This window comes from Bacillus infantis (genome assembly GCF_050107595.1).
Classification (GTDB): domain Bacteria; phylum Bacillota; class Bacilli; order Bacillales; family Cytobacillaceae; genus Bacillus_AB; species Bacillus_AB infantis_C.
This window is the reverse complement of sequence record NZ_JBNILH010000003.1, coordinates 102,751-125,846: the sequence shown is the minus strand read 5'-3', so window position 1 is coordinate 125,846 and position 23,096 is coordinate 102,751. Positions and strand designations below refer to the sequence as shown.

At 48.6% G+C, this 23,096-nt stretch carries 24 protein-coding genes; all 24 read left to right on the top strand.

Going from position 1 to position 23,096, the window contains the following annotated elements; translation table 11 throughout:
* The first annotated feature begins 154 nt into the window (after positions 1-154).
* Positions 155-595 carry a GNAT family N-acetyltransferase gene (locus tag ACQCVH_RS07090; RefSeq protein WP_426835053.1) on the top strand — a complete coding sequence of 147 codons (441 nt, stop codon included), beginning with the start codon at positions 155-157 and terminating at the stop codon, positions 593-595.
* Between the two features lie 176 nt (positions 596-771).
* Positions 772-1,812: an L-threonylcarbamoyladenylate synthase gene (locus ACQCVH_RS07085; protein ID WP_426835052.1), complete on the top strand. Its 1,041-nt coding sequence runs from the start codon at positions 772-774 to the stop codon at positions 1,810-1,812.
* Positions 1,813-2,158: 346 nt separating this feature from the next.
* A complete protein-coding gene (locus tag ACQCVH_RS07080; protein WP_426835051.1) occupies positions 2,159-2,716 on the top strand; it encodes a manganese efflux pump MntP in 558 nt (185 codons plus the stop codon).
* 383 nt (positions 2,717-3,099) lie between these two features.
* Positions 3,100-3,537 (top strand): low molecular weight protein arginine phosphatase, encoded by a 438-nt coding sequence (locus tag ACQCVH_RS07075; RefSeq protein WP_426835050.1) that lies wholly within the window; start codon positions 3,100-3,102, stop codon positions 3,535-3,537.
* Between the two features lie 16 nt (positions 3,538-3,553).
* Positions 3,554-4,846 (top strand): methyl-accepting chemotaxis protein, encoded by a 1,293-nt coding sequence (locus ACQCVH_RS07070; RefSeq protein ID WP_426835049.1) that lies wholly within the window; start codon positions 3,554-3,556, stop codon positions 4,844-4,846.
* Between the two features lie 117 nt (positions 4,847-4,963).
* Positions 4,964-5,596, top strand: coding sequence for an NUDIX hydrolase (locus tag ACQCVH_RS07065; protein ID WP_426835048.1), 633 nt, complete (start codon positions 4,964-4,966; stop codon positions 5,594-5,596).
* 122 nt (positions 5,597-5,718) lie between these two features.
* Positions 5,719-6,159 (top strand): ribose 5-phosphate isomerase B, encoded by a 441-nt coding sequence (gene rpiB / locus ACQCVH_RS07060; protein WP_426835047.1) that lies wholly within the window; start codon positions 5,719-5,721, stop codon positions 6,157-6,159.
* A gap of 20 nt (positions 6,160-6,179) precedes the next feature.
* Positions 6,180-6,743, top strand: a complete 564-nt coding sequence (locus ACQCVH_RS07055; protein WP_426835046.1) for a TIGR01440 family protein — start codon at positions 6,180-6,182, stop codon at positions 6,741-6,743.
* 377 nt (positions 6,744-7,120) lie between these two features.
* On the top strand, positions 7,121-7,666 hold the full coding sequence (locus ACQCVH_RS07050) for a sigma-70 family RNA polymerase sigma factor (RefSeq protein WP_426835045.1): 546 nt from the start codon (positions 7,121-7,123) through the stop codon (positions 7,664-7,666).
* On the top strand, positions 7,647-8,645 hold the full coding sequence (locus tag ACQCVH_RS07045; RefSeq protein WP_426835044.1) for an anti-sigma factor: 999 nt from the start codon (positions 7,647-7,649) through the stop codon (positions 8,643-8,645). Before ACQCVH_RS07050 ends, ACQCVH_RS07045 begins: the two co-directional genes overlap by 20 nt.
* Positions 8,646-8,776: 131 nt before the next feature.
* Entirely contained in the window at positions 8,777-10,018 is a 1,242-nt protein-coding gene (locus ACQCVH_RS07040; RefSeq protein ID WP_426835043.1) for a serine hydroxymethyltransferase, read from the top strand.
* 237 nt (positions 10,019-10,255) lie between these two features.
* The gene (upp, locus tag ACQCVH_RS07035; RefSeq protein ID WP_009792624.1) at positions 10,256-10,885 is read left to right on the top strand and encodes a uracil phosphoribosyltransferase; all 630 of its coding nucleotides are present in this window, start codon (positions 10,256-10,258) and stop codon (positions 10,883-10,885) included.
* A gap of 15 nt (positions 10,886-10,900) precedes the next feature.
* On the top strand, positions 10,901-12,049 hold the full coding sequence (gene wecB, locus ACQCVH_RS07030) for a non-hydrolyzing UDP-N-acetylglucosamine 2-epimerase (protein WP_426835042.1): 1,149 nt from the start codon (positions 10,901-10,903) through the stop codon (positions 12,047-12,049).
* A 321-nt stretch (positions 12,050-12,370) separates the two neighbouring features.
* The gene (locus ACQCVH_RS07025; protein ID WP_426835041.1) at positions 12,371-13,447 is read left to right on the top strand and encodes a nuclease-related domain-containing protein; all 1,077 of its coding nucleotides are present in this window, start codon (positions 12,371-12,373) and stop codon (positions 13,445-13,447) included.
* Between the two features lie 25 nt (positions 13,448-13,472).
* Positions 13,473-15,713, top strand: coding sequence for a S8 family serine peptidase (locus tag ACQCVH_RS07020; RefSeq protein WP_426835040.1), 2,241 nt, complete (start codon positions 13,473-13,475; stop codon positions 15,711-15,713).
* Between the two features lie 327 nt (positions 15,714-16,040).
* Positions 16,041-16,262, top strand: a complete 222-nt coding sequence (locus ACQCVH_RS07015) for an AtpZ/AtpI family protein (RefSeq protein WP_426835039.1) — start codon at positions 16,041-16,043, stop codon at positions 16,260-16,262.
* Positions 16,263-16,268: 6 nt separating this feature from the next.
* Positions 16,269-16,643: an ATP synthase subunit I gene (locus ACQCVH_RS07010; protein WP_129612994.1), complete on the top strand. Its 375-nt coding sequence runs from the start codon at positions 16,269-16,271 to the stop codon at positions 16,641-16,643.
* Positions 16,644-16,664: 21 nt separating this feature from the next.
* Positions 16,665-17,375, top strand: coding sequence for a F0F1 ATP synthase subunit A (gene atpB / locus ACQCVH_RS07005; RefSeq protein ID WP_426835038.1), 711 nt, complete (start codon positions 16,665-16,667; stop codon positions 17,373-17,375).
* 76 nt (positions 17,376-17,451) lie between these two features.
* Complete coding sequence (gene atpE, locus ACQCVH_RS07000) at positions 17,452-17,664, top strand: F0F1 ATP synthase subunit C (RefSeq protein ID WP_009792631.1); 213 nt, start codon at positions 17,452-17,454, stop codon at positions 17,662-17,664.
* 217 nt (positions 17,665-17,881) lie between these two features.
* Positions 17,882-18,415 (top strand): F0F1 ATP synthase subunit B, encoded by a 534-nt coding sequence (gene atpF, locus ACQCVH_RS06995; protein WP_009792632.1) that lies wholly within the window; start codon positions 17,882-17,884, stop codon positions 18,413-18,415.
* Entirely contained in the window at positions 18,412-18,948 is a 537-nt protein-coding gene (locus ACQCVH_RS06990) for a F0F1 ATP synthase subunit delta (protein WP_426835037.1), read from the top strand. Before atpF ends, ACQCVH_RS06990 begins: the two co-directional genes overlap by 4 nt.
* Positions 18,949-18,972: 24 nt before the next feature.
* Positions 18,973-20,481: a F0F1 ATP synthase subunit alpha gene (gene atpA, locus ACQCVH_RS06985; protein ID WP_009792634.1), complete on the top strand. Its 1,509-nt coding sequence runs from the start codon at positions 18,973-18,975 to the stop codon at positions 20,479-20,481.
* 155 nt (positions 20,482-20,636) lie between these two features.
* On the top strand, positions 20,637-21,497 hold the full coding sequence (locus ACQCVH_RS06980; protein WP_009792636.1) for a F0F1 ATP synthase subunit gamma: 861 nt from the start codon (positions 20,637-20,639) through the stop codon (positions 21,495-21,497).
* Positions 21,498-21,670: 173 nt separating this feature from the next.
* Positions 21,671-23,092 carry a F0F1 ATP synthase subunit beta gene (gene atpD, locus ACQCVH_RS06975; protein WP_129613042.1) on the top strand — a complete coding sequence of 474 codons (1,422 nt, stop codon included), beginning with the start codon at positions 21,671-21,673 and terminating at the stop codon, positions 23,090-23,092.
* Positions 23,093-23,096: the final 4 nt, after the last annotated feature.

Genomic DNA, 23,096 nt, shown 5'->3' with positions numbered 1-23,096 from the left:
TATAATGTAAAGGAAGTTTGAATTGAAAGATTCCAGATAGCACGGCAGCCCGTTAACTGATGGCTGCCGTGTTTTTTATTCTTTTTTGAGTTCTACTTTTTCCCGCGCCCCATAGATATATTACTAGATTACAAATTCTTAGTGGGGTGAGAGGATGGAAACAATGATCCGCTGTGCACAAAAGGAAGACGAAAATAAACTGGCCGCATTTTTGGAAAAAGCCAATCTGGGGACAGAAGGCATTGCTGACTCTATCAATTATTTTTTGCTTATGGAAGATGAAGAGTTGAATATTAAGGCTACATTGGGCATCGAGCCCTTAGGAAGCGTGGGCCTCCTCCGTTCACTGGTACTTTCGGAAAAGGCATCTGAAAAAGATTTGCTGCTGCTTGTGGAGCAGATTCTGCGGCTTGCGAGGGAAAGGGAACTCGAGTCCCTATATATGGCTACGAATAAAAAAGGAGCAGCAGAGTTCTTCAAGCTGCTTGGCTTTCAGGATGAAAAAAGTGAACTTCCGGAAGAACTGTACCGATCTTCACATGTCCAGCATATTCTAACTGTGGATAACTTTACATTCCTGAAGCTTCCGATATAAATTGTGGATATATCCACAAAGTTATCCACTATTATCGAAAAGTTATGCACAAATTGTGGACAAAACTTGAGTTATCCTCCATCTTCTTTTATACTTTCAAAAGTGATTGTGGTTTAAAAGCCGAAACAATGGGTATACCACACAGAATTTGAACAGTATTGAAGGTGGGCATAACAATGAAGACAGAAATTTGGTCAGTGGATAAAAATGTGGATAGTTTAAATGATTATCCACAGATTAAGCAGGCAGCTGCTCTTTTAGCCCAAAATGAGACGGTTGCCTTTCCGACTGAGACGGTTTACGGACTTGGTGGAAACGCAAGAAATGACGAAGCGGTCAAAAAGATATTTGAAGCGAAGGGCAGGCCTTCTGACAATCCTCTCATCATTCACATTGCAGACAGAAAACAGCTTGAGGAGATTGTGGAAAGTGTCCCTAATAGTGCAGATAAGCTGATGGAAGCCTTTTGGCCGGGTCCGCTGACAATTATATTCAATAAAAAGGACGGGCAGCTCTCAGAGACAGCAACAGCGGGGCTTACTACGGTCGGAATCAGGATGCCGGACCACCCGGTGGCTCTCGCCATCCTCCGTGAAAGCGGGGTTCCGGTAGCGGCTCCGAGCGCGAACAGATCCGGGCGGCCCAGCCCGACCACTGCCGGACATGTCGAGGAAGACTTGAACGGAAGGATTGCCGGGATTGTGGATGGCGGTCCTACCGGAGTCGGTGTCGAATCCACTGTTCTGGATTGTACGGGGGAGATTCCAGTCATCCTGAGGCCTGGCGGGGTGACGAAAGAGCAGCTCGAGCAGGTAGTAGGAGAGGTAGCGGCTGATCCCGCACTTGCCGATGAGAAGGAGGCACCGCGCTCCCCTGGCATGAAGTACCGTCATTATGCACCTGATGCTCCCTTATATATAGTAGAAGGAACAAGAGAGAGAATTCAGGAACTGGTAAGCGAACAGCATGCGGAAGGCCTAAAGGCCGGTGTGCTTACAACCGCCGAAAATGAAAAATTTTACGACAGCGATTTTACGTTTATCTGCGGCAGGAGAGCGAATCTGGAAACAGTGGCAGCCTCACTGTACGAAGCATTGCGGAGTTTTAACAGCTCTGGAGTAGATGTGATTTTCAGCGAATCCTTTCCCTTAGAAGGTGTCGGTGAAGCCATCATGAACCGGCTTCTTAAAGCAGCAGGCCATCGAATCATCAAATAACTTTAGTGCCAGGCTCTGTCCAGGGACAATTCACTGTGATTTGTCCGCCGGCGGTGCCTGGCTCTTTTTAGGCCCGCAGGATGCGGGTCATGCAGACTTTGCCACAGGACGTGGCGTACTTAGCCTGCGTTCCTTAATGCTGGGCAAGCGCCCTCCGCATTTCTATTGTCCAGCTCCGGCTCCTAGGTGCTCGAGTCATAAGCCAAGCAGGCCAGAAGGTTAAAGAACAACCTTCCGTCCTGCTCGTCTTATGCTTGTCGCACCTGAACAGTCGCCTCCGCTTTTCTGATTCTATTTCCCCTTGGACGTGCATATGCTGAATTAGCAAGTCCAAGGAGGAGAATGGATGACTTCGTTTTTAGGGGAACTTATTACGTTGATGTTAATGGCGTTTGCCCTCGGGATGGATGCTTTTTCGGTCGGGCTTGGCATGGGCATGTTCGAGCTGCGCCTGAGGCAAATTTTTAAAATAGGAATAACGATCGGTCTTTTCCATGTGTTCATGCCGCTGTTAGGGATGATTGCCGGCAGGTTCCTGTCGGAGCAGTTTGGCTCTATTGCGGCTTATATCGGGGGAGGGCTGCTGCTGCTGCTCGGCGCCCAGATGATTTGGTCAAGCATCAAGGATGATGATGCAAGCTTGATCACACCCGCAGGCTTCGGCCTGCTCATCTTTGCGTTAAGTGTCAGCCTGGACAGCTTTTCAGTCGGGCTTTCGCTCGGGATTTATGGAGCAAAAACGGCTCTTGTCCTGGTATGCTTTGGTGCTGCCGCTGCGATTCTGACCTGGGCAGGGCTATTGGCCGGACGCAAGGTGCAGGGCTGGATCGGCTCCTACAGCGAAGCCCTTGGCGGAGCCATCCTCCTCGCTTTCGGGATAAAGCTGTTATGGCCATTTTTTTAATGCGGGAGGCTATTCATTCATCGCAGCAAACGAAGGCATCCGGGTGGGTGTCTTTTTATGTTGAACAGAGGAGAGGGCGTTCTTCTTTTAAAGCAAGCACCCTGCGCACTTCATATTGTCCTGCTGCGACGGCTAGGGCCTCGAGTCATAAGTCACTTAGGAATTAAAGGCAAAGAACGCCTTTTATTCCTAAGCGCCTTATGCTGGGCCTGCAGGATGCGGGTCATGCGGACGTTGCCACAGGACGTGGCGTTTTTAGTCCGCGATCCTTAATCTGAGCAAGCCCCTTCCGCACTTCGTGTGAACTTTCTATAAATTTTTCCATGCTTGTCTATTGAAACTGTGACATTTGGCTTATAATGGAGGGAAAGGGGGCTGCATCGATGAGACGCGTATTGTTTGTTTGTACTGGAAACACTTGCCGGAGCCCGATGGCAGAGGCGATTTTGAAGAGCAGGGAGCTTCCGGGGATTGAGGTGAAGTCTGCTGGTGTGTTTGCTGCCAATGGAGGACAGGCCTCCGCTCATGCGAAGCAGGTTCTTGAGGAGCAGGGGATTACCCATTTACATACCTCCAGCGCACTGACGGCAGAGCTGGTTGAATGGGCTGATGTGATTTTGACGATGACGTCCGGGCATAAATGGAATGTGGTCAGCATGTTTGAAGGAGCAGAGAGCAAAACCTTTACACTGACAGAGTTTGCAGGTGAACCAGGCGGTGAAATTCCTGATCCATTCGGCGGAAGCCTTGAAATATATAGAGAAACCTTTAATGAACTGAAAAAGCATATTGAAAAGATCATTATCAAAATAGAAAAGTAACGACCAGGGGGCAATTATGGAGAAGAAGCGCTATAAATTCGGGTTGAGAAAAAAGCTTGTGCTGTTAACGACCATATTGGCATTCATTACGTACACGACAAGTGCTGTGTTCATCTATGGTCTATTTCCGCTTGTGAAAGACTACCTGCCGTTCGGGGAAGCGGCCTTTAACATCATCACGCTTACTCTTGGGGCCATGTGGTCCGGTGTATTGACATTCGTTGCGGCCGGCTTTATCACTAAACCGCTGCAAAGGCTGGAGAAGACAGCGTTGAAAGCCGCAGAAGGCGATATCAGGGAAGACGCGGAGCTTTCCAAATCGGATGATGAAATCCGCTCGCTTGGAATGGCATTCAACCATATGCTATACAATCTCCGGGAAATGGTCGCGAAAATCGATGAAAACTTTCAAAATACCAATAACAAAGTAGTCAGCATCTCGCAGGAAGCTTCAGCTGCTGCCGAGCAGGCTGCAAGCATCTCAAGGACGATCGGCGAGATTTCCCTTGGTGCCGACAGCTCTGCTGTATCGATCCAGGCGACAGCCGAATCGGTCGAAGATGCTACAAGGATTGCTGAGGAAGTACAGCAGCAGGCGAAAACATCTCAGCAGGTTTCCGGCGAGCTTGTCGACGATCTCAATGAATCGAAAGAAGTGATTCACTCCCTAGTAGCGGGAATCACCAAGCTGGCGGAAGACAATCAGGAATCTTTGCAGACCGTCAAGCGCCTCGAAGATAATGCAGCGAAGGTAGAGCAGATCATCCAGCTGGTGGGAGACATCGCGGCCCAGACCAATCTGCTGGCGCTGAACGCTTCAATAGAAGCTGCGCGTGCAGGCGAGCATGGAAAAGGCTTTGCTGTTGTGGCAGAGGAGGTCCGGAAACTGGCTGATGAAAGCGCCAAAGCGGTCCAGGGCATTTCCGAATTGATTAAAAACATCCAGAATGAAGTTCAAAATGTTGTTGAGCAAATCACAGCTCAGGTTGAAACAGCTTCTGCCGAAGGGAAAAAAGGTGTGAAAACCAATCAGGTCATCGGCGAAATGACGAATACCGTCAACCAGATGGCATCGTCTGTCACCACGATTTCGAGCCTGGTGGAGCAGCAGATGGAAGGCATCCGCCATTCTGCCACCCAGTCGCAGGAAGTGGCAGCCATCGCAGAGGAAACATCTGCAGGTGCCCAAGAGGTCTCTTCCGCGACAGAAAATCAATCAATGGTCATTTCCAATGTGGAGAAGCTTGCCTTTGAGTTAAAGGATGAGGCGGAAAAGCTGAAGGAAACGATCACCAAATTCAGGGTATAAACAACAAGTTAGAATCTCTGCAGCATAGGCGGGGGTTCTTCTTTATTTCGCAGCAGCGATTTTGCTGATGGATAAATAGGGGAATAGATATAAATATAAATGGAGGTGGATGGGTGAATGAATATAGAGGAAATGATCGCAGGATTGGGCAGCCGGACACCGGCCATCCTGGGAAGCGATAAATTCATAAACTATTCAGTTCTCGTACCGCTGATTGAAAAGGAAGGCGGTGTCCATGTCCTTTTTGAGGTCCGGTCCATGGAAATGCGGAGGCAGCCGGGGGAAATTTGTTTTCCGGGCGGCAGGGTCGACAGATCGGATCCGGACGTGAAGCATACAGCAATCAGGGAAACAACCGAAGAGCTTGGAATCCCCATGGATGAAATCAGAGGGACAGTCCCCCTTGACTATATGGTATCCCCGTTTGGCATGATCATCTATCCTTTTGCAGGAATGCTGAAGCCATCCCAGCCATTTAAGGTGAACCCGAAAGAGGTGGGCGAAGTATTCACCGTACCGCTTTCCTATCTGCTGAAAACCAAGCCTGAGATTTATAAAATGAATTTCAGGCTGGAACCAGAGAACGGATTTCCTTTTGATCGGATTGCCGGCGGCGAAAACTATAATTGGCAGACACGGTCAATGGAGGAATGCTTCTATTATTTTGAGGATAAGGTCATTTGGGGTCTGACTGCCAGGATCCTGCAGCATTTTATAGAGATTGTCAATGAGCTCCAGGAACAGAACTAGGCCCTTCCGTCGCTCCTTTTCTGTAATTTTTTAAAAGGCAGATACAGTCCGGCCAGCTTTCTATTTCTGCTCATTTGTGTCAAAATAAAGGAAGAATCGTGTTTATTTAGGAGGTTTTTGTAATGAAGGTTGCAATTGCTTCAGATCATGGCGGAGTGAACATCCGCGAAGAAATGAAACATTTGATGGAAGAAATGGGCATTGAATATGAAGATTTCGGCTGCGAATGCGGCGTTTCGGTCGATTATCCGGACTATGCTCTCCCTGTAGCGCAAAAAGTGGCAGCAGGCGAATTTGATAAAGGGATCCTGATCTGCGGCACAGGGATCGGAATGAGCATTTCCGCCAACAAGGTGAAGGGCATCCGCTGTGCGCTGGTCCATGATGTGTTCAGCGCCAAGGCGACCCGCCAGCATAATGACAGCAATATCCTTGCCATGGGCGAGCGCGTGATCGGACCCGGACTTGCCCGGGAAATAGCGAAAACCTGGCTTGAAACCGAGTTTGAAGGCGGACGCCATGCGAACCGGATCGGAAAAATCAAAACCTACGAAGATCAATAAGCAACTGGAAGGGTGATACCATGTTCGAAGAGATTCAGACTGAATTGAGAGAAATCCTGGATGAGTTCGGCGGACAGGTGGCGATTAACGAAAACAGCGTGCTTGTGGTTGGCTGCAGCACCAGTGAAGTAATCGGCAAAAGGATCGGCACATCCGGCACAGATGAAGCCGCGGCCATCCTCTTTGAAGAGCTGGAGAAGTTTGCAGAACGGACAGGGGCAAGACTCGCCTTCCAGTGCTGCGAGCATCTGAACAGGGCGCTCGTTGTGGAAAGGCAGACTGCGGAACAGAAGAATCTTGAAGAAGTATCGGTCGTACCGGTGCGCCAGGCCGGAGGGGCCATGGCGTCATATGCCTACAGAAAGTTCAAGGACCCGGCCGTCGTCGAATTCATCAAGGCCGACGCCGGCATCGACATCGGCGACACCCTCATCGGCATGCACCTGAAGCATGTAGCAGTCCCAATCAGAACAAAACAAAAAAGCATCGGCAGCGCCCACGTCACCCTCGCCTCCACAAGACCAAAACTCATCGGCGGAAGCCGGGCCGTGTATGAGAGGCTGCCGGAGAATGAATCGTGTTAAGGATATCTTTTTGTATAAAAGGAGTACGGTGTAGAAATTGCCTGTACTCCTTTTTGATTTGTAAAAAGACTGCTTGGAACCACTGACCTGCCAAAAATTTTAAGGCACCTGTTGATTGGAGCGGAAGGCACGTAGACTCCTGCGGGAAATAGCGGCAGAGCTGAGACCCCGCAACGCGCAATCGTGAGGAGGCTCAGCGCCGTCCCGCGGAAAGCGAAGTGCCTGTAGCGGAAATCAACAGCCCCATTCACAATACCAAACTAGGATAGACAGCCTTTTCATCAGGGCTGTTTTTTATTTTTCTTAAAAAACCTGTAACAAATGGCAACCCCGTGCGTTATGATTATAGCCATTCAAAGAAAGGAGGGAAAAAACAGTTGGACGCCCGCAGAAAAGAAAAGCTCGATGACCTTTACTCACACTACGCAAAACCCCTCTACTACTACCTGCTCAAGCTTTCCGGTTCAGACCACATGGCCGAAGAACTCGTGCAGGAAACCTTCGTGCGTGCAACTGTTTCACTCTCCTTTTACCAGCAGGAGGATGTACGTGCCTGGCTGTTCAAGGTGGCCAGGAACGCCTATCTGGATGAATGGCGAAAACGGCAGAGGCGCAAATGGGTGCCGTTTGCAGACTATCTTTTTTCAAAAGAAGAAATCCTCAGTCCCTACGGCCTGCCCGAAGAAGAGGCCCTGGCTGCCGAGCTGGAACAGAATGCCGCGGATATGCTGGGGCTGCTGCCGGAAAAATACCGGACGGTCCTCTATTTAAGAGAATATGAGCATTTCAGCTATAAGGAAATACAGGAAGCGCTTGACCTGACAGAAAGCCAGGTGAAGGTTGACCTTCACCGCGCCAGGAAAAAGCTCGCTGTAATCGCAGAAAAGAAGGGATGGAAAAAGGATGGCAGACTGGAGCCCTGATAAAGAAAAGAAAATCCTGACGAAATACCGTTTTGCCCTGACTTTCCGGGTAATCAAAGTTTTGATTGCTGCGTTATTTTTCTTCTGGGTGTATATGCTGGCTGTAACGATCAGCTATGACAGCCTGCACCTGGATCGGAAACATATTTTTTACACCCAGCTGGCGATGGATTGGACCCAGCCGAATATCCATAAAGACTTTGGCGGATTCGCACAGTCGGAAATCACACCATTTTTCACACAGAAGATTTCTTATCCTGTCACAAGACGGGTTGGCAAAGAAGAACAGCCTGCCGGTGAAATGCAGATCAGGAAAGGGCTCTTGAACAGTTACTCAACGCGGGCGCTTTCCTATTATCAGCCAGATCAAGAAGGAGCTTTTCGTTTCTACTTTCCTGAAGATCCAAAGACAGGAGGGAAGCTGGATGCCGAGGACAGCAATGGCGTTTGGGGAGCATTGGATAAGGTTCATGAGGGAACAGTGGCAGAGGCTGCTTTTTCGACAGACCGGTTTATGGAGCCGGAGGAGCTCTTCACTCTTCTTGAGCCATTTGATCTGGATGTCCTGTGGATGCCTTTGTACACAGGTGAAATGAAAACTTTTAAAGGAAACACAGGAAGCGGCGGCAATTCTATTTCTCCTATCCCGGCCTTCGGGCTGACTGGCGGAAGGGAAATCAGCGATGACCGCATGTCAGAAAGCGAGTACGAGTTTACACCGGAAATGCTCGGCAAAAATAAGGAGCTGATGCTTGGACAGATGGAGAAGCTCCTAAAGGAAGAGCGGAAAAGCTATTATGAGAGATTTCTGGGCATCAGCTATCTTGAAGAACGGCATGCTTATCTGAAGGAGAACGGCTTTCAGGTATACGGGGCGGTCGTGACAGGGCCGGTCAAGGAGCTGCTGAAGCTGAGAGAGGTCAAAGAGCTGCGGGGAGCCCAGCTTGGCGAGATGGATTACTGGAACTGGACGGAATAATCAAAGAGCCCCGCCTGTTTTTGGCGGGGTGTTGAAGTTGGGTTCCTTTTTAAAACCAAAACATGATAGAATGTAAGAGGATTTTACAAAAAAAGCATACATATGTAGTTTTTCAAAAAGGGAGGATTACAATGAAGCATTTAGCACAGCAGGATGAGCAGGTTTTTCAATCGATTCAAGAAGAATTGAAGCGCCAGAGAACGAAGATCGAATTAATAGCTTCCGAGAATTTTGTCAGTGAAGCGGTGATGGAAGCGCAAGGGTCGGTATTGACCAATAAATACGCCGAAGGCTATCCGGGCAGACGCTATTATGGCGGCTGTGAGCATGTCGATGTGACGGAAAATCTTGCCCGCGACCGTGCGAAGCAGATTTTCGGGGCAGAGCACGCCAACGTCCAGCCTCACTCGGGCGCCCAGGCGAATATGGCTGTATACTTCACGATCCTGGAAACAGGGGATACTGTCCTTGGCATGAACCTGTCCCATGGCGGACACCTCACCCATGGCAGCCCTGTCAACTTCTCAGGCATCCAATACAACTTCGTTGAGTACGGAGTAGATAAAGACACACACCGCATCAATTATGACGATGTCCTTGAAAAGGCGCGCGAGCATAAGCCGAAGCTGATTGTAGCAGGTGCAAGCGCCTATCCGCGCGAGATCGACTTCAAGCGTTTCAGGGAAATTGCCGATGAAGTCGGGGCTTACCTGATGGTCGACATGGCCCATATTGCCGGCCTGGTCGCAGCGGGACTCCACCAAAATCCTGTGCCATATGCTGACTTTGTAACAACCACTACACATAAAACATTGCGCGGACCGCGCGGCGGCATGATTCTTTGCCGTGAGGAATTCGCGAAGAAAATCGATAAGTCTATCTTCCCTGGCATCCAGGGCGGCCCATTGATGCACGTGATTGCAGCCAAGGCTGTCGCATTCGGCGAAGCACTGCAGGACAGCTTCAAAGATTATGCGCAAAATATCATCAATAACGCTAAAGCACTTGGAGAAGGACTGAAGGAGGAAGGCATCGACCTCGTTTCCGGCGGAACGGACAATCACCTTCTTTTAATTGATCTCCGCTCCCTTGGCCTGACAGGCAAGGTGGCTGAAAAAGTGCTTGATGAAATCGGCATAACAGTTAATAAAAATACGATTCCATTCGATCCGGAAAGCCCGTTTGTAACAAGCGGCATCCGCATCGGAACAGCTGCAGTCACTTCCCGCGGCTTCGGCGAGAAAGAGATGAAGGACATTGCATCCCTGATTGCCTTTACCCTCAAGAACCATGAGGACGAAGCAAAGCTGAAGGAAGCAAGCAGCCGTGTTGAGGAACTCACAGGCAGATTCACTCTTTATAAAGAGCTTTAAGATGGAGGGCCTTCCTTTGCGGGAGGCTCTTTTTGCGGAGGGAGAAAGGAGTCCAATCTCCATCATTGTCCAGCTCCAAGTGCCATTGGATCGAGGTCACAAGCAGGCATCTTGCGCTTTTCTATAAATGACGATTACTTTACAATTTCGGCTCCCAGTTGCCCTTGCATTTATTTTTCTGTAAAATTAGACGAAGTGTAAACGAAACATAGCGAAGAAAAAAGGAGAGATTTTTCAATGGCAAAAGTATACGTCTTTGATCACCCGCTCATTCAGCACAAGCTTACATACATCAGAGAAAAAAACACTGGAACAAAAGAGTTCCGCGAACTGGTTGATGAGGTCGCAACACTTATGGCCTTTGAAATCACACGCGATATGCCTTTGGAAGAGATTGAAATTGAAACTCCTGTCAGCGTAACAAAGTCAAATGTCCTTTCCGGCAAAAAGCTTGGAATTGTGCCAATCCTGCGTGCGGGAATCGGCATGGTGGACGGCATCCTGAAGCTGATACCAGCGGCCAAGGTAGGGCATATCGGCCTTTACCGCGATCCGGAAACACTTCAGCCGGTTGAATATTATGCCAAACTGCCAAGCGATGTCGAGGAAAGAGACTTCATCGTTGTTGATCCAATGCTAGCAACAGGCGGATCTGCCATTGAAGCGATGCATTCCCTGAAAAAGCGCGGCGCGAAAAATATCAAATTCATGTGCCTGGTTGCTGCTCCTGAAGGTGTGGAAGCGGTGAAAGAAGCACATCCAGATGTTGATATCTATATCGCTGCACTTGACGAAAAGCTGAACGAAAAAGGCTATGTTGTACCAGGCCTTGGCGATGCCGGCGACCGTTTGTTTGGGACTAAATAAGAAGAGGTGTCATACATGAATCGTCCTATTAAAGTCATGACTATTTTCGGGACAAGGCCGGAAGCCATTAAAATGGCTCCGCTCGTCCTTGAACTGCAAAAGCACCCGGAACATTTTGAATCGATTGTTACAGTTACGGCGCAGCACCGCCAAATGCTTGACCAGGTGCTGGGTATCTTCAGCATCACCCCTGATTATGACCTGAATATCATGAAAGACCGCCAGACGCTGGTCGATGTAACAACCAGGGGGCTTGAAGGCCTTGATAAGGTCATGAAGGAAGCGAAGCCGGATATCGTGCTGGTCCATGGTGATACAACGACGACTTTCATCGCGAGCCTTGCTGCTTTCTACAACCAGATTACGGTTGGCCATGTAGAAGCCGGCCTGCGCACATGGAATAAATACTCTCCGTTCCCGGAAGAAATGAACCGCCAGCTGACAGGCGTCATGGCAGATATCCATTTCTCGCCGACAGCCATGTCTGCTGAAAACCTTCTTCGGGAAAACAAGAAAAACGAAAGCATCTTCGTTACAGGCAACACAGCCATTGATGCACTGAAAACGACCGTCAAGGATGCCTACTCGCATGAAGTGCTAGAAAAGCTCGGCAATGACAGGCTTGTCCTCCTGACGGCCCACCGCCGTGAAAATCTTGGACAGCCGATGAGAAATATGTTCAAGGCAATCAAGCGGATCGTGGAAGAGCAGCAGGATATCCAAGTGGTATATCCTGTCCATCTAAACCCGGCTGTAAGGGAAGTGGCAGACGAAATCCTTGGAAACGACCCGCGCATCCACCTGATTGAGCCGCTTGATGTCATTGATTTCCATAATTTCGCCTCAAGGGCAGAGCTGATCCTCACCGATTCAGGCGGAGTCCAGGAAGAAGCGCCGTCACTGGGCGTTCCAGTGCTTGTCCTGCGCGATACAACTGAAAGGCCTGAAGGAATTGATGCCGGCACTCTCAAGCTTGCCGGTGTTGAAGAACAGCCGATCTATGAAATGGCAACCGAACTACTCACAAACCGGGCGGCCTACGAAAAAATGGCCAAAGCCATCAACCCGTACGGAGACGGAAACGCCTCTGCACGGATCGGCGAAGCAATCCGTTATTATTTCAAGCAGACAGAAGAAAGACCTGGAGATTATAATCCGAATTAATGGGACCGGCCGCGTGTAGCGGCTGGTTTTTTTAGTTGTTTTGTTAGCGGTAAATGTAATGCGGAAAAATTAAACCGGAAAGTGGGTGGAATCACTGCAGATCTAGGACGAATAAATAAGAAAGTAGGGCGAAATACTTAAAATGGCAGCTGGTTTTTGGAAAATAATGTAAGATAGAAAAATTAAACCGGAAAGTGGGTGGAAATACCGCAAATCTGGGGCGAATAAATAGAATTGTAGGGCGAATCACTTAAAAAATGGGAATAATCATTGACGGTGTTCGGAGATTCAGAGAAGATTTTACTACCTGGAGGAGGATTTATGCCTCAGAAACACGAATACCTTCTCAAAACTATACTATCCCAAGAGGTGAATGCCCATATGATTGCCAAAAAAAGAGTTGTTCCTTTAAAAATCAGGCAGCTTGAAGCACTGTTGAGAAGATTGCCGCCCGATCATCCGAAAATCCCCCTGATTGAACAGGACCTCATCAAGCGCCGCGCCGGTTACCGCGGAGAAATGAATGTAGATTATCATCTTTCCTTCCTGCCGGATGAATATCTCATATTTCATGGTCTCCGCTTAGTGCATCAGCACCCTTTCCAGATAGATACCCTTATACTTGCTCCCTCATTTATCACAGCAGCTGAAATCAAGAACATTTCCGGTACACTATTTTTCGAAAAACACTCCCATCAAGTAATCAGGCAGTCCAGCAAGGGGGAGGATGGGTTTTCCAATCCGCTGCTTCAAGTCCAACGCCATAAGGTTCAGCTCAAAGGGTGGATGGAGAAAATGAAGCTTCCAGACTTGACGATCGAGCCACTGGTCATTATCAGTTCCAATTCCACAATAATCAAAACCAACCCGGGTAATGAACACATTTACAAAACCTTGATCCATGCAGAGCGGCTGCCTGGCAAGCTGGAAAAACTAAAACCAACCTTTCCCTCACTTATTCTGAGCAGCAAAGAGAAGAACAGAGTGAAAAGAACTTTTATAAAAAGCCACGAGCCACTATCAACATCCATCCTGGAATCATATAACATCTTACCTGAAGAAATCATCCGCGGAATCCAATGTCCAGGGTGCGAGCAGTATTCAATGTCCCGAATGTATGGCGGATGGATTTGCCAAGCGTGCGCCGGCGAGTCGAAATATGCCCACATCCGCGCTATTCTCGACTATTTTCTATTGCTGGAAAACTCCATTACCAGCCAGCAATGCAGGAATTTCCTATTATATGATTCCAAAAAGAACATTTATAAATTTCTGTCTTCACTCAACCTCCAATCCTCCGGCACCACCAAAAACCGCCTATACCATTCTCCCTCAGAAGAAAACTGGGAGGACCTCGAAAACCTCCTGAATACTCCCGCCCTTCAAAACAAACCCTAAGGAAAAACCCCGAAAGGAGCCTCCCATGAAAAAAATCTTCCTCATCATTAGTATGTTTGCGGTCATGCTCAGTCCTCATGTGAATGCAAGAACACTGCAAATCCCGCCGCTTCCTGCTGAACCGGAGGATGCAGATAGGGTGGCGATTGTCATGATGAAAGAAGGGGAAACCGAACAGGACCGGAACAGCCTTCTCCGGAAATACCCAGAATTAAATCTTAGGCAAAGTTTCCAGGAGGCATTGAACGGTTTTTCAGTAAAGGGGCCAATCAAAACGTTGAACCGGCTTGCCGAAGAAGAGGAAGTCCTGACCATATCCCAGGCGGTCACTTATCAGGCAGAGAATGAGGATGGCATCAGCCTGATCGGCAGCCAATCAGTCAGGGGGCTGTTTGATGAGAAGGGGGAGCGGCTGTCGGGGAAGGGTGTCACCATCGGTGTGATTGATACGGGAATTGATTATAATCACCCGGACCTGCGGAGGAATTACGCCGGCGGCCGCGATCTGGTGGACCAGGATGATGATCCGATGGAAACGGTCAGGACGGCAGGAGAGGATACTTTTCACGGAACCCATGTGGCGGGAGTAATTGCAGCCAATGGCAAAATGAGGGGAGTGGCGCCTGATGCAAAGATCATTGCCTACCGGGCGCTCGGTCCTGGCGGTGCTGGTACAACGGAGCAGGTAATTGCAGCCATTGAACAGGCCATCAAGGATAAGGTCGATATTTTGAATCTATCGCTCGGCAACACTGTCAATGGCCCGGATCTGCCCATCAGCCTTGCCTTGAATAAAGCAGTCGATAAGGGCATTACCGCTGTCACTTCATCTGGAAATTCAGGACCGAACACCTGGACTGTCGGCTCGCCGGGTACTGCCTCCAAAGCGATTTCAGTAGGCGCCTCTACGCCGAAGCTGCGGATTCCATATCTTGATTTCGGAAACGGAAAAAAAGTGAAACTGAATCCCCTTCAAGGATCTTCTCTCTGGAATTTAGACCGCTCCTATGAACTGGCGTTTGGCGGGCTTGGCAAACCAGAAGAGCTTAAGAGGATAAAAGGGAAGATTGCACTCATTCAGAGGGGAGGCCTTACTTTTTCACAAAAAGCCAAAAATGCCAGGGAGGCAGGCGCCGTCGCGGTTATTATCTACAACAATACGGACGGAAGCTTTGCAGGCAATCTTGAGGAAGATGCCGGCCTTCCGGTTGTGTCGCTCTCTAAACAGGATGGAAACCAGCTGAAGAAGCGCCTGCAGGAAGAAACGGTGCTGGCTCAAACATATATAATAGAAGAAAAGGATATTCTTGCTGATTTCAGCTCCCGCGGACCTGTTACCGATACTTGGGAAATCAAGCCGGATGTACTGGCCCCGGGTGTGGCTATCAGCAGTACGGTTCCCGGGGGATATTTGCCACTGCAGGGAACAAGTATGGCCTCGCCCCATGTTGCAGGTGCATGTGCGCTGATTAAACAGGCCCATCCTGATTGGAGTCCGGAAGAAATCAAAGCTTCGCTCATGAATACGGCTCTGCCTCTTTATAATGAAGGAGGCATGCTGTACAGGACCTATGAACAGGGGGCAGGCCGCATCCAGGTCGAAGAGGCGGTGAAGGCTCCTTACTTAGTGATGCCGGCTTCACTCCAGTTTGGCAAATTCAAGATAGCCGGCCGCGAGAATGAGCATGTCCGCTATCTGACTGTTAAAAATACGGGCAGCCGAACGGAGTCGTATTCATTCTCTGTACCCGCTAACATAAGCGGGATTGAATGGGAGATGCCGCTCGCCTTTCGCCTTGAACCCGGCGGGAAACAGAAAGTCGCTATCAGGATGAGAATAGATCCGGAAGAATTCAAACAGAAAATCCATGATGGGCGGCTTGTCCTGAATGCGGGCAGCAGAAAAGTCAGCATCCCGTATTTGTATGTCCTCGAGGAGCCGGATTACCCGCGTGTAATGGGGTTTGATTTTGGCAGGGGGGACAATGGCGGAAGTTATCGCTATGAAGTCTATCTGCCAGGGGGAGCGGAGGAATTCGGAATTGCGCTGTTCGATCCCGATACACTCAGGTTCATCCAATTTCTTGACTGGAAGCGGGATGCGGGGAAAGGCCAGATCCGCAAGGAATTAGTGAGCGATGATCTGCCTCCGGACGGCGTGTACATTGCCCAGGTCTTTGCAAGGAAAGCCGGCAGGCAGGATATGATCGAGGCCTATCTGGAGGTAAAAAAAGAAGCGGATGAGAGTGCAATTGGAGCGAGATAATGCCTCGCTCCAATTGCAAGTTAATATTCGAAAAAAAATTCGAAAATAGTGTGAACAAAGACTTTTCCGTTACTGGAGTTTGTGAACTTTTTCACTCCGAATGCATTGACATTGACAGATGCCTATTGTATGCTTACAAAGGGTATAAAATGATAGGGTTTTCACAGATTTTATGCGGAAGAAAATTACCGCAATCTGCATGATATCAACAATGAAAACACTTACCTCAAAACAAACACCATTCTCTTTTTACCAGCAGGAAATCCTGCATTCTTTAGACAAACATCCGTCAAAGGAATACATTTCCGGCATGGAGGATGCGTTATCATGCGTCGAAAAGACCGCCACCCGTTTCAAGCCATGGCTTTAATGTCCGCCATCCTTTCCCAATTAGTAGGCTCCGTCCTGATCGGCATCTTCCTCGGAAGATGGCTTGATGATGTGATTGGAACCGAGCCGTTATTCCTGATACTCGGATTGCTTATAGGATTGGCAGCAGGGATTTATGCCATGCTTCACCTGGTCAGACGTTTCTTTACAGGAGACTAACAGCCTATGCCAGACCTCAAAACAATGTTTATACGGCAGCGCAAATACATATTCCTACTGCTGTCAGTCTATGTTCTTGGCTGGGGGTTCACCTCTTATCAATCTATTTTTATGGGGCTGATATTGGGGACAAGCCTGAGCCTGTTCAATTTATGGCTGATGGTAAGGAAAACGGACCAGCTTGGGGAAGCGGCAGCGAATGGCCAAAGGATGCGGTCGCTCGGGATGCTGTCAAGGATGGCGACGGCAGTGCTTGCCGTCATGATCAGCATGAAATACCCGGATGAGGTGCATCTGATCAGCGTAGTTCTGGGATTAATGACATCATATATTGTCATTATGATAGATTATTTTCTTCAACTTTTTGTTTTACGTAAATAGCCGGGAAGAGAGGTGAATACTGTGCATCATGAAGCACCTATAGTTGAATTTCTTGGTTTGAACTTCAACTTGGCAAACATTTTGATGATTACAGTTGCCAGTGCCATTGTTTTCATCATCGCTGTTCTTTCCACTCGTACGCTCGCCATGAGACCAACCGGAATGCAGAACTTTTTCGAATGGGTCATGGATTTTGTAAAAAACATCATCAACAGTACGATGGACTGGAAAGATGGCGGGAGATTCCATATCCTTGGAATCACCATCATTATGTATGTTTTTGTTTCAAATATGCTGGGGCTTCCATTCTCCGTGGTCATCAATGACCAATTGTGGTGGAAATCGCCAACAGCAGATCCTGCCGTAACGCTGACATTAGCAGTTATGGTGGTTGGTTTATCGCACTATTACGGTGTAAAGCTTCGGGGAGTAGGAGAATACGGAAAAGAATTTTTCCGTCCATTCTGGTTCATGTTCCCGATCAAGATCATCGAGGAGTTTGCCAACACGCTTACACTCGGCCTTCGTCTTTACGGTAACATCTATGCGGGTGAAATCCTGCTGACACTGATTGCCGGAAGCCTGGCAACAGGATGGGTCGGAACGATTGCCGCGATTGTACCAATGCTTGCATGGCAAGGGTTCTCAATATTTGTCGGCGCGATCCAGGCATTTATTTTCTGTATGTTAACAATGGTTTATCTCTCCCATAAAGTGAGCTCTGACCATTAATATATACCTGTTCATTCTATGAACAAAACATTCAAACACTATACTATTTTATACAATCCTAAGGAGGAAATTTATAATGGGTCTTTTAGCAGCAGCAATTGCAATTGGTTTGGCAGCACTAGGTGCCGGTATTGGTAACGGTCTTATCGTATCACGTACAGTTGAGGGGATTGCCCGTCAGCCGGAAGCTCGCGGAATGCTTCAAACAACTATGTTCATCGGGGTAGCGTTAGTTGAGGCCGTGCCGATCATCGCAGTTGTTATCGCGTTCATGGTTATTGGTCAATAATTATAGGCAGTACAAATAATGGCGAAGATCATGGATGTGACCCTTCGCCATTCCTTTATGCCCAGGTGCGGATGCGCCTTATTCTTGGAGATCCGCTTAGCCTGTGCAGGCGGATGCAAACTGGCTTTTTGAATCTGAAAGAACCGAATTCATATGATGAAATTCGTTAACTTGTTGATAGGGAAAGTGGAAGACTCTTGAAGGGAGTGAATCGAGGGTGTTAGCAAGCAATTTAGTATTAGGCGCTGCAGAAGGCGCAGCACATACAGCATTCAACGGCGGGGATATCCTATTCCAGCTGGCTATGTTTATCATTTTGTTGGCATTGCTCAAGAAATTTGCATGGGGTCCTTTAATGGGCATCATGAAACAGCGTGAAGAGCATATTGCCAATGAAATCGGCGCGGCTGAACAAAGCCGTGTTGAAGCAAATAAGCTTCTGGAAGAGCAGAGAAGCCTTCTGAAAGAAGCACGCACAGACGCTCAGAACCTGATCGAAGGTGCGAAGAAGCAAGGCGACGTGCAGCGCGAGGAAATCATCGCCGCAGCCCGTGCTGAAGCAGAGCGCGTGAAAGAATCAGCGAAGCTGGAAATCGATCAGCAGAAAGAAAAAGCAGTTGCCGCAATCCGCGAGCAGGTTGCTTCACTGTCTGTCCTTATTGCTTCCAAGGTTATTGAGAAGGAACTGAGTGCAGCAGACCAGGAAAAGCTGATCAATGAATACATTCAAGAGGCAGGAGAAAACCGATGAGCGGCTCTACAGTAGCAAAGCGCTATGCGTTGGCACTGTTCCAGCTTGCGAATGAACATCAGCTTCTTGGCCAAATGGAAGAAGACCTTCGCATCGTCAAAGATGTCGTAAACAATAATAAGGGCCTGGATGCAGTCCTGAAATCCCCGAAACTTGAGAATGATGAGAAGAAAGGGATCATCAAAACTGCCTTCGCGTCTGTTAATTCTTTAGTACTTAATACACTTATGCTATTGATTGACCGCCACCGTGAAGATCAATTCTCTGATCTTGCGGAGGAGTTCATCAGCCTTGCGAATGACGCAAGGGGCATTGCGGAAGCAAAGGTCTACTCAGTCCGTCCGCTGACAGAGGCTGAGAGCAGCGAGCTATCTGCTGCATTTGCATCTAGGGTCGGAAAAACGTCCCTCCGCATCGAGAATATCGTGGACCCGGGCCTGCTCGGCGGCATCAAGCTCCGCATCGGAAACAGGATTTTCGACGGCAGCATGCGCGGCAAGCTGGAACGCCTGGAACGTCAATTATTAAGCTGAGATTTATAGATAGGGGTGAAACTCATGAGCATCAAAGCTGAAGAAATCAGTGCGCTGATAAAAAAGCAGATCGAAAACTATCAGTCGGAAATTCAAGTGAGTGATGTAGGTACAGTTATCCAGATCGGTGACGGTATCGCCCGTGCTCATGGCCTCGACAATGTCATGGCTGGAGAACTTGTTGAATTTTCAAACGGCGTTATGGGTATGGCACAAAACCTAGAAGAAAATAACGTCGGTATTATCATCCTTGGCCCATATACTGAAATCCGTGAAGGAGATGAGGTCCGCCGTACGGGCCGCATCATGGAGGTTCCTGTCGGGCCTGAGCTGATCGGGCGCGTAGTTAACCCGCTTGGACAGCCTGTTGATGGAATGGGGCCAATCAACACTACTGTAACACGTCCGATCGAAAGCCCTGCACCAGGCGTTATGGACCGTAAATCTGTTCATGAGCCGCTGCAGACTGGTATCAAAGCGATCGACGCCCTCGTGCCAATCGGGCGCGGACAGCGTGAACTTATCATCGGTGACCGCCAGACTGGTAAAACTTCCGTTGCCATCGATACAATCCTGAACCAGAAGGACCAGGATATGGTATGTATCTATGTAGCAATCGGACAAAAAGAATCTACTGTACGTAATGCAGTAGAGACGCTCCGCAAGACTGGTGCATTAGAGTACACAATCGTTGTGACAGCTTCTGCATCACAGCCTGCTCCATTATTGTTCCTTGCCCCTTATGCAGGTGTAACAATGGGTGAAGAATTCATGTACAATGGCAAGCACGTTCTTGTCGTATATGATGATCTTACAAAACAAGCAGCTGCTTACCGTGAGCTTTCACTATTATTGCGCCGTCCTCCAGGACGTGAAGCATATCCAGGGGATGTATTCTACCTGCACAGCCGCCTGCTTGAGCGTGCTGCAAAGCTGAGCGATGCGAAGGGAGCAGGTTCAATCACTGCACTTCCTTTCATTGAAACACAGGCAGGGGATGTATCTGCATACATTCCAACAAACGTTATTTCCATCACGGACGGACAAATCTTCCTTCAGTCTGACCTGTTCTTCTCAGGCGTACGCCCTGCGATCAACGCTGGTCTTTCTGTATCACGTGTCGGCGGATCTGCACAGATCAAAGCCATGAAAAAGGTATCCGGTACACTGCGTCTGGACCTTGCATCATACCGTGAGTTGGAAGCATTTGCCCAGTTCGGATCTGATCTTGATAAAGCAACACAAGCGAAGCTTAACCGCGGTGCCCGTACAGTTGAGGTACTGAAGCAGGATCTTAACAAGCCGCTTAAGGTTGAAAAGCAGGTAGCCATCCTGTATGCATTGACACGCGGCTTCCTAGACGATATCCCTGTCCAGGACATCCGCCGTTTCGAAGCTGAATTCCTTACATGGCTTGACCATAACAAGAAAGATTTGTTAGACCATATCGCTACAACGAAAGAGCTTCCTGCTGACGATGATATGGCTTCTGCGATCAACAGCTTCAAAAAGACTTTCGCAGTAACCGAGTAATAGCGCAAGTCCCAAGCAGAAAAAGCCTGATTCAGGCTTTTTCCCTTGAGGATGGATATCGCTGTTAAAGGTCTGACAATAGAAGGGCTGACGGGGCTGCTCCTAAACGGGCAGGCTCTCAGCCTGACATTCTTTGAAAAGGGTGGTGAGAACCTGTGGCATCATTGCGCGATATAAAAAATAGGATCACTTCTACAAAGAAGACGAGCCAAATCACAAAGGCCATGCAAATGGTATCTGCGGCGAAAATGAACCGTGCAGAAATGAATGCTAAGTCATTCGTTCCCTACATGGAAAAAATTCAGGAAGTTACTGCCAGCATCGCACTGGGAAGCACCGATGTATCCCATCCTATGCTGACATCCCGTCCCGTTAAAAAGACAGGATACCTAGTCATCACTTCCGACCGCGGATTGGCCGGGGCATACAACAGCAATATTTTGCGGACTGTATACCAGACCATCCAAAAACGCCATAAATCAAGTGATGAGTATGCAATCATCGCCATCGGCCGCATTGGGCGCGATTTCTTCAGGAAGCGCGGCATGAACGTCATCCTGGATATCGTGGCAGTTGCGGACCAGCCTGCTTTTGCGGAGATCAAAGATATTGCCAGCAAAACAGTCGGGATGTTTTCAGACGAAACATTTGATGAACTATATATCTACTACAGCCACTATGTCAGTGCAATTCAGCAGGATGTAACAGAGAAGAAGCTTCTTCCTCTGACGGATATTTCTTCTTCCGGCGGCAAGCTTACATCCTATGAATTCGAGCCTTCTGCAGAAGATATTCTGGAAGTTCTTCTTCCTCAATACGCAGAAAGCCTGATCTATGGCGCGCTGCTGGACAGCAAGGCCAGTGAGCACGCGGCCCGTATGACAGCGATGCAGAGTGCGACGGATAATGCGAAAGAGCTTATCAATTCGCTTAGCCTTAGCTACAACCGTGCGCGTCAGGCGGCCATTACCCAGGAAATTACCGAAATCGTCGGCGGCGCGGCAGCGCTGGAATAATAAATGCCAGTCCTTGATGCTTATAGAAGCTGCTGCTTAGGTGCCTTCACTGCTGATGGCGCCAAAGCATCTGCCTCTTACAGCACAGGCAAGGCAAAGCAAGATAGAGATGCCCGACTGATATCATGCCAGGCGCAATCCTCTATTGAATTGAAATATTAGGAGGGAAAATGATGAACAAAGGACGCGTTCTTCAAATCATGGGTCCGGTTGTTGACGTAAAGTTTGACAGCGGCGAGCTTCCGCAAATCTACAATGCATTAACAATCTCAGTCCCTGCGCGTAACGAATCTGAAGTTGCAATCAGCTTAACCCTTGAAGTTGCCCTTCACTTAGGTGATGATACAGTTCGTACTATTGCCATGGCTTCTACTGACGGTTTAACCCGTGGTGCTGAAGTTATTGACACTGGTGCACCTATCTCTGTACCGGTTGGGGATATCACTCTTGGACGTGTATTCAACGTTCTTGGTGAAACAATCGACCTTGATCCGGCACTTGAAGCCGGCATCCGTCGCGACTCCATCCACAGGGAAGCACCTAAATTCGAGCAGCTTTCAACTGAGGTTGAAATCCTTGAAACTGGAATTAAAGTAGTAGACCTTCTTGCACCTTACATCAAAGGTGGTAAAATCGGTCTATTCGGTGGTGCCGGTGTAGGTAAAACCGTTCTAATCCAGGAATTGATCAACAATATCGCCCAAGAGCACGGCGGTATCTCCGTATTTGCCGGTGTCGGCGAGCGTACACGTGAAGGTAATGACCTTTACCACGAGATGACCGACTCAGGCGTAATCAAGAAGACGGCGATGGTATTCGGCCAGATGAACGAGCCGCCTGGAGCACGTATGCGTGTTGCCCTGACAGGTTTGACAATGGCTGAATTCTTCCGTGATGACCAAGGACAGGACGTTCTTTTCTTCATGGATAACATCTTCCGTTTCACACAGGCAGGTTCTGAGGTTTCCGCCCTGTTAGGCCGTATGCCTTCAGCGGTAGGTTACCAGCCTACTCTGGCAACAGAAATGGGACGTCTTCAGGAACGTATCACATCTACTAACGTAGGTTCTGTTACTTCCATCCAGGCAATCTATGTACCAGCCGATGACTATACGGATCCGGCTCCTGCTACAACGTTCGCTCACTTGGATGCAACGACTAACCTTGAGCGTAAGCTTTCTGAGATGGGTATCTACCCTGCGGTGGATCCTCTTGCTTCAACTTCCCGTGCCCTGTCACCGGAAATCGTTGGAGAAGAGCACTACTCAGTAGCGCGCCAGGTTCAATCAACGCTTCAGCGTTACAGAGAACTTCAGGATATCATCGCAATCCTCGGTATGGATGAGCTTTCTGACGAAGACAAGCTTGTTGTACACCGTGCACGCCGTATCCAGTTCTATCTATCACAGAACTTCCACGTTGCAGAGCAGTTCACTGGCCAGAAAGGTTCTTACGTTCCGGTTAAAGAAACTGTCAAAGGCTTCAAAGAAATTCTTGAAGGCAAATACGACCATCTTCCAGAAGATGCTTTCCGCCTTGTCGGAACGATCGAAGACGTGCTTGAAAATGCGAAAAGCATGGGCGTAGAGGTCTAATTTC

What these genes read in the sequence shown, in the direction of transcription:
- ACQCVH_RS07090 (WP_426835053.1), top strand. Translation starts at nt 155, where the DNA reads ATGGAAACAATGATCCGCTGTGCACAAAAGGAAGACGAAAATAAACTG.
- ACQCVH_RS07085 (WP_426835052.1), top strand. Translation starts at nt 772, where the DNA reads ATGAAGACAGAAATTTGGTCAGTGGATAAAAATGTGGATAGTTTAAAT.
- ACQCVH_RS07080 (WP_426835051.1), top strand. Translation starts at nt 2,159, where the DNA reads ATGACTTCGTTTTTAGGGGAACTTATTACGTTGATGTTAATGGCGTTT.
- ACQCVH_RS07075 (WP_426835050.1), top strand. Translation starts at nt 3,100, where the DNA reads ATGAGACGCGTATTGTTTGTTTGTACTGGAAACACTTGCCGGAGCCCG.
- ACQCVH_RS07070 (WP_426835049.1), top strand. Translation starts at nt 3,554, where the DNA reads ATGGAGAAGAAGCGCTATAAATTCGGGTTGAGAAAAAAGCTTGTGCTG.
- ACQCVH_RS07065 (WP_426835048.1), top strand. Translation starts at nt 4,964, where the DNA reads ATGAATATAGAGGAAATGATCGCAGGATTGGGCAGCCGGACACCGGCC.
- rpiB (WP_426835047.1), top strand. Translation starts at nt 5,719, where the DNA reads ATGAAGGTTGCAATTGCTTCAGATCATGGCGGAGTGAACATCCGCGAA.
- ACQCVH_RS07055 (WP_426835046.1), top strand. Translation starts at nt 6,180, where the DNA reads ATGTTCGAAGAGATTCAGACTGAATTGAGAGAAATCCTGGATGAGTTC.
- ACQCVH_RS07045 (WP_426835044.1), top strand. Translation starts at nt 7,647, where the DNA reads ATGGCAGACTGGAGCCCTGATAAAGAAAAGAAAATCCTGACGAAATAC.
- ACQCVH_RS07040 (WP_426835043.1), top strand. Translation starts at nt 8,777, where the DNA reads ATGAAGCATTTAGCACAGCAGGATGAGCAGGTTTTTCAATCGATTCAA.
- upp (WP_009792624.1), top strand. Translation starts at nt 10,256, where the DNA reads ATGGCAAAAGTATACGTCTTTGATCACCCGCTCATTCAGCACAAGCTT.
- wecB (WP_426835042.1), top strand. Translation starts at nt 10,901, where the DNA reads ATGAATCGTCCTATTAAAGTCATGACTATTTTCGGGACAAGGCCGGAA.
- ACQCVH_RS07025 (WP_426835041.1), top strand. Translation starts at nt 12,371, where the DNA reads ATGCCTCAGAAACACGAATACCTTCTCAAAACTATACTATCCCAAGAG.
- ACQCVH_RS07020 (WP_426835040.1), top strand. Translation starts at nt 13,473, where the DNA reads ATGAAAAAAATCTTCCTCATCATTAGTATGTTTGCGGTCATGCTCAGT.
- ACQCVH_RS07015 (WP_426835039.1), top strand. Translation starts at nt 16,041, where the DNA reads ATGCGTCGAAAAGACCGCCACCCGTTTCAAGCCATGGCTTTAATGTCC.
- ACQCVH_RS07010 (WP_129612994.1), top strand. Translation starts at nt 16,269, where the DNA reads ATGCCAGACCTCAAAACAATGTTTATACGGCAGCGCAAATACATATTC.
- atpE (WP_009792631.1), top strand. Translation starts at nt 17,452, where the DNA reads ATGGGTCTTTTAGCAGCAGCAATTGCAATTGGTTTGGCAGCACTAGGT.
- ACQCVH_RS06990 (WP_426835037.1), top strand. Translation starts at nt 18,412, where the DNA reads ATGAGCGGCTCTACAGTAGCAAAGCGCTATGCGTTGGCACTGTTCCAG.
- atpA (WP_009792634.1), top strand. Translation starts at nt 18,973, where the DNA reads ATGAGCATCAAAGCTGAAGAAATCAGTGCGCTGATAAAAAAGCAGATC.
- atpD (WP_129613042.1), top strand. Translation starts at nt 21,671, where the DNA reads ATGAACAAAGGACGCGTTCTTCAAATCATGGGTCCGGTTGTTGACGTA.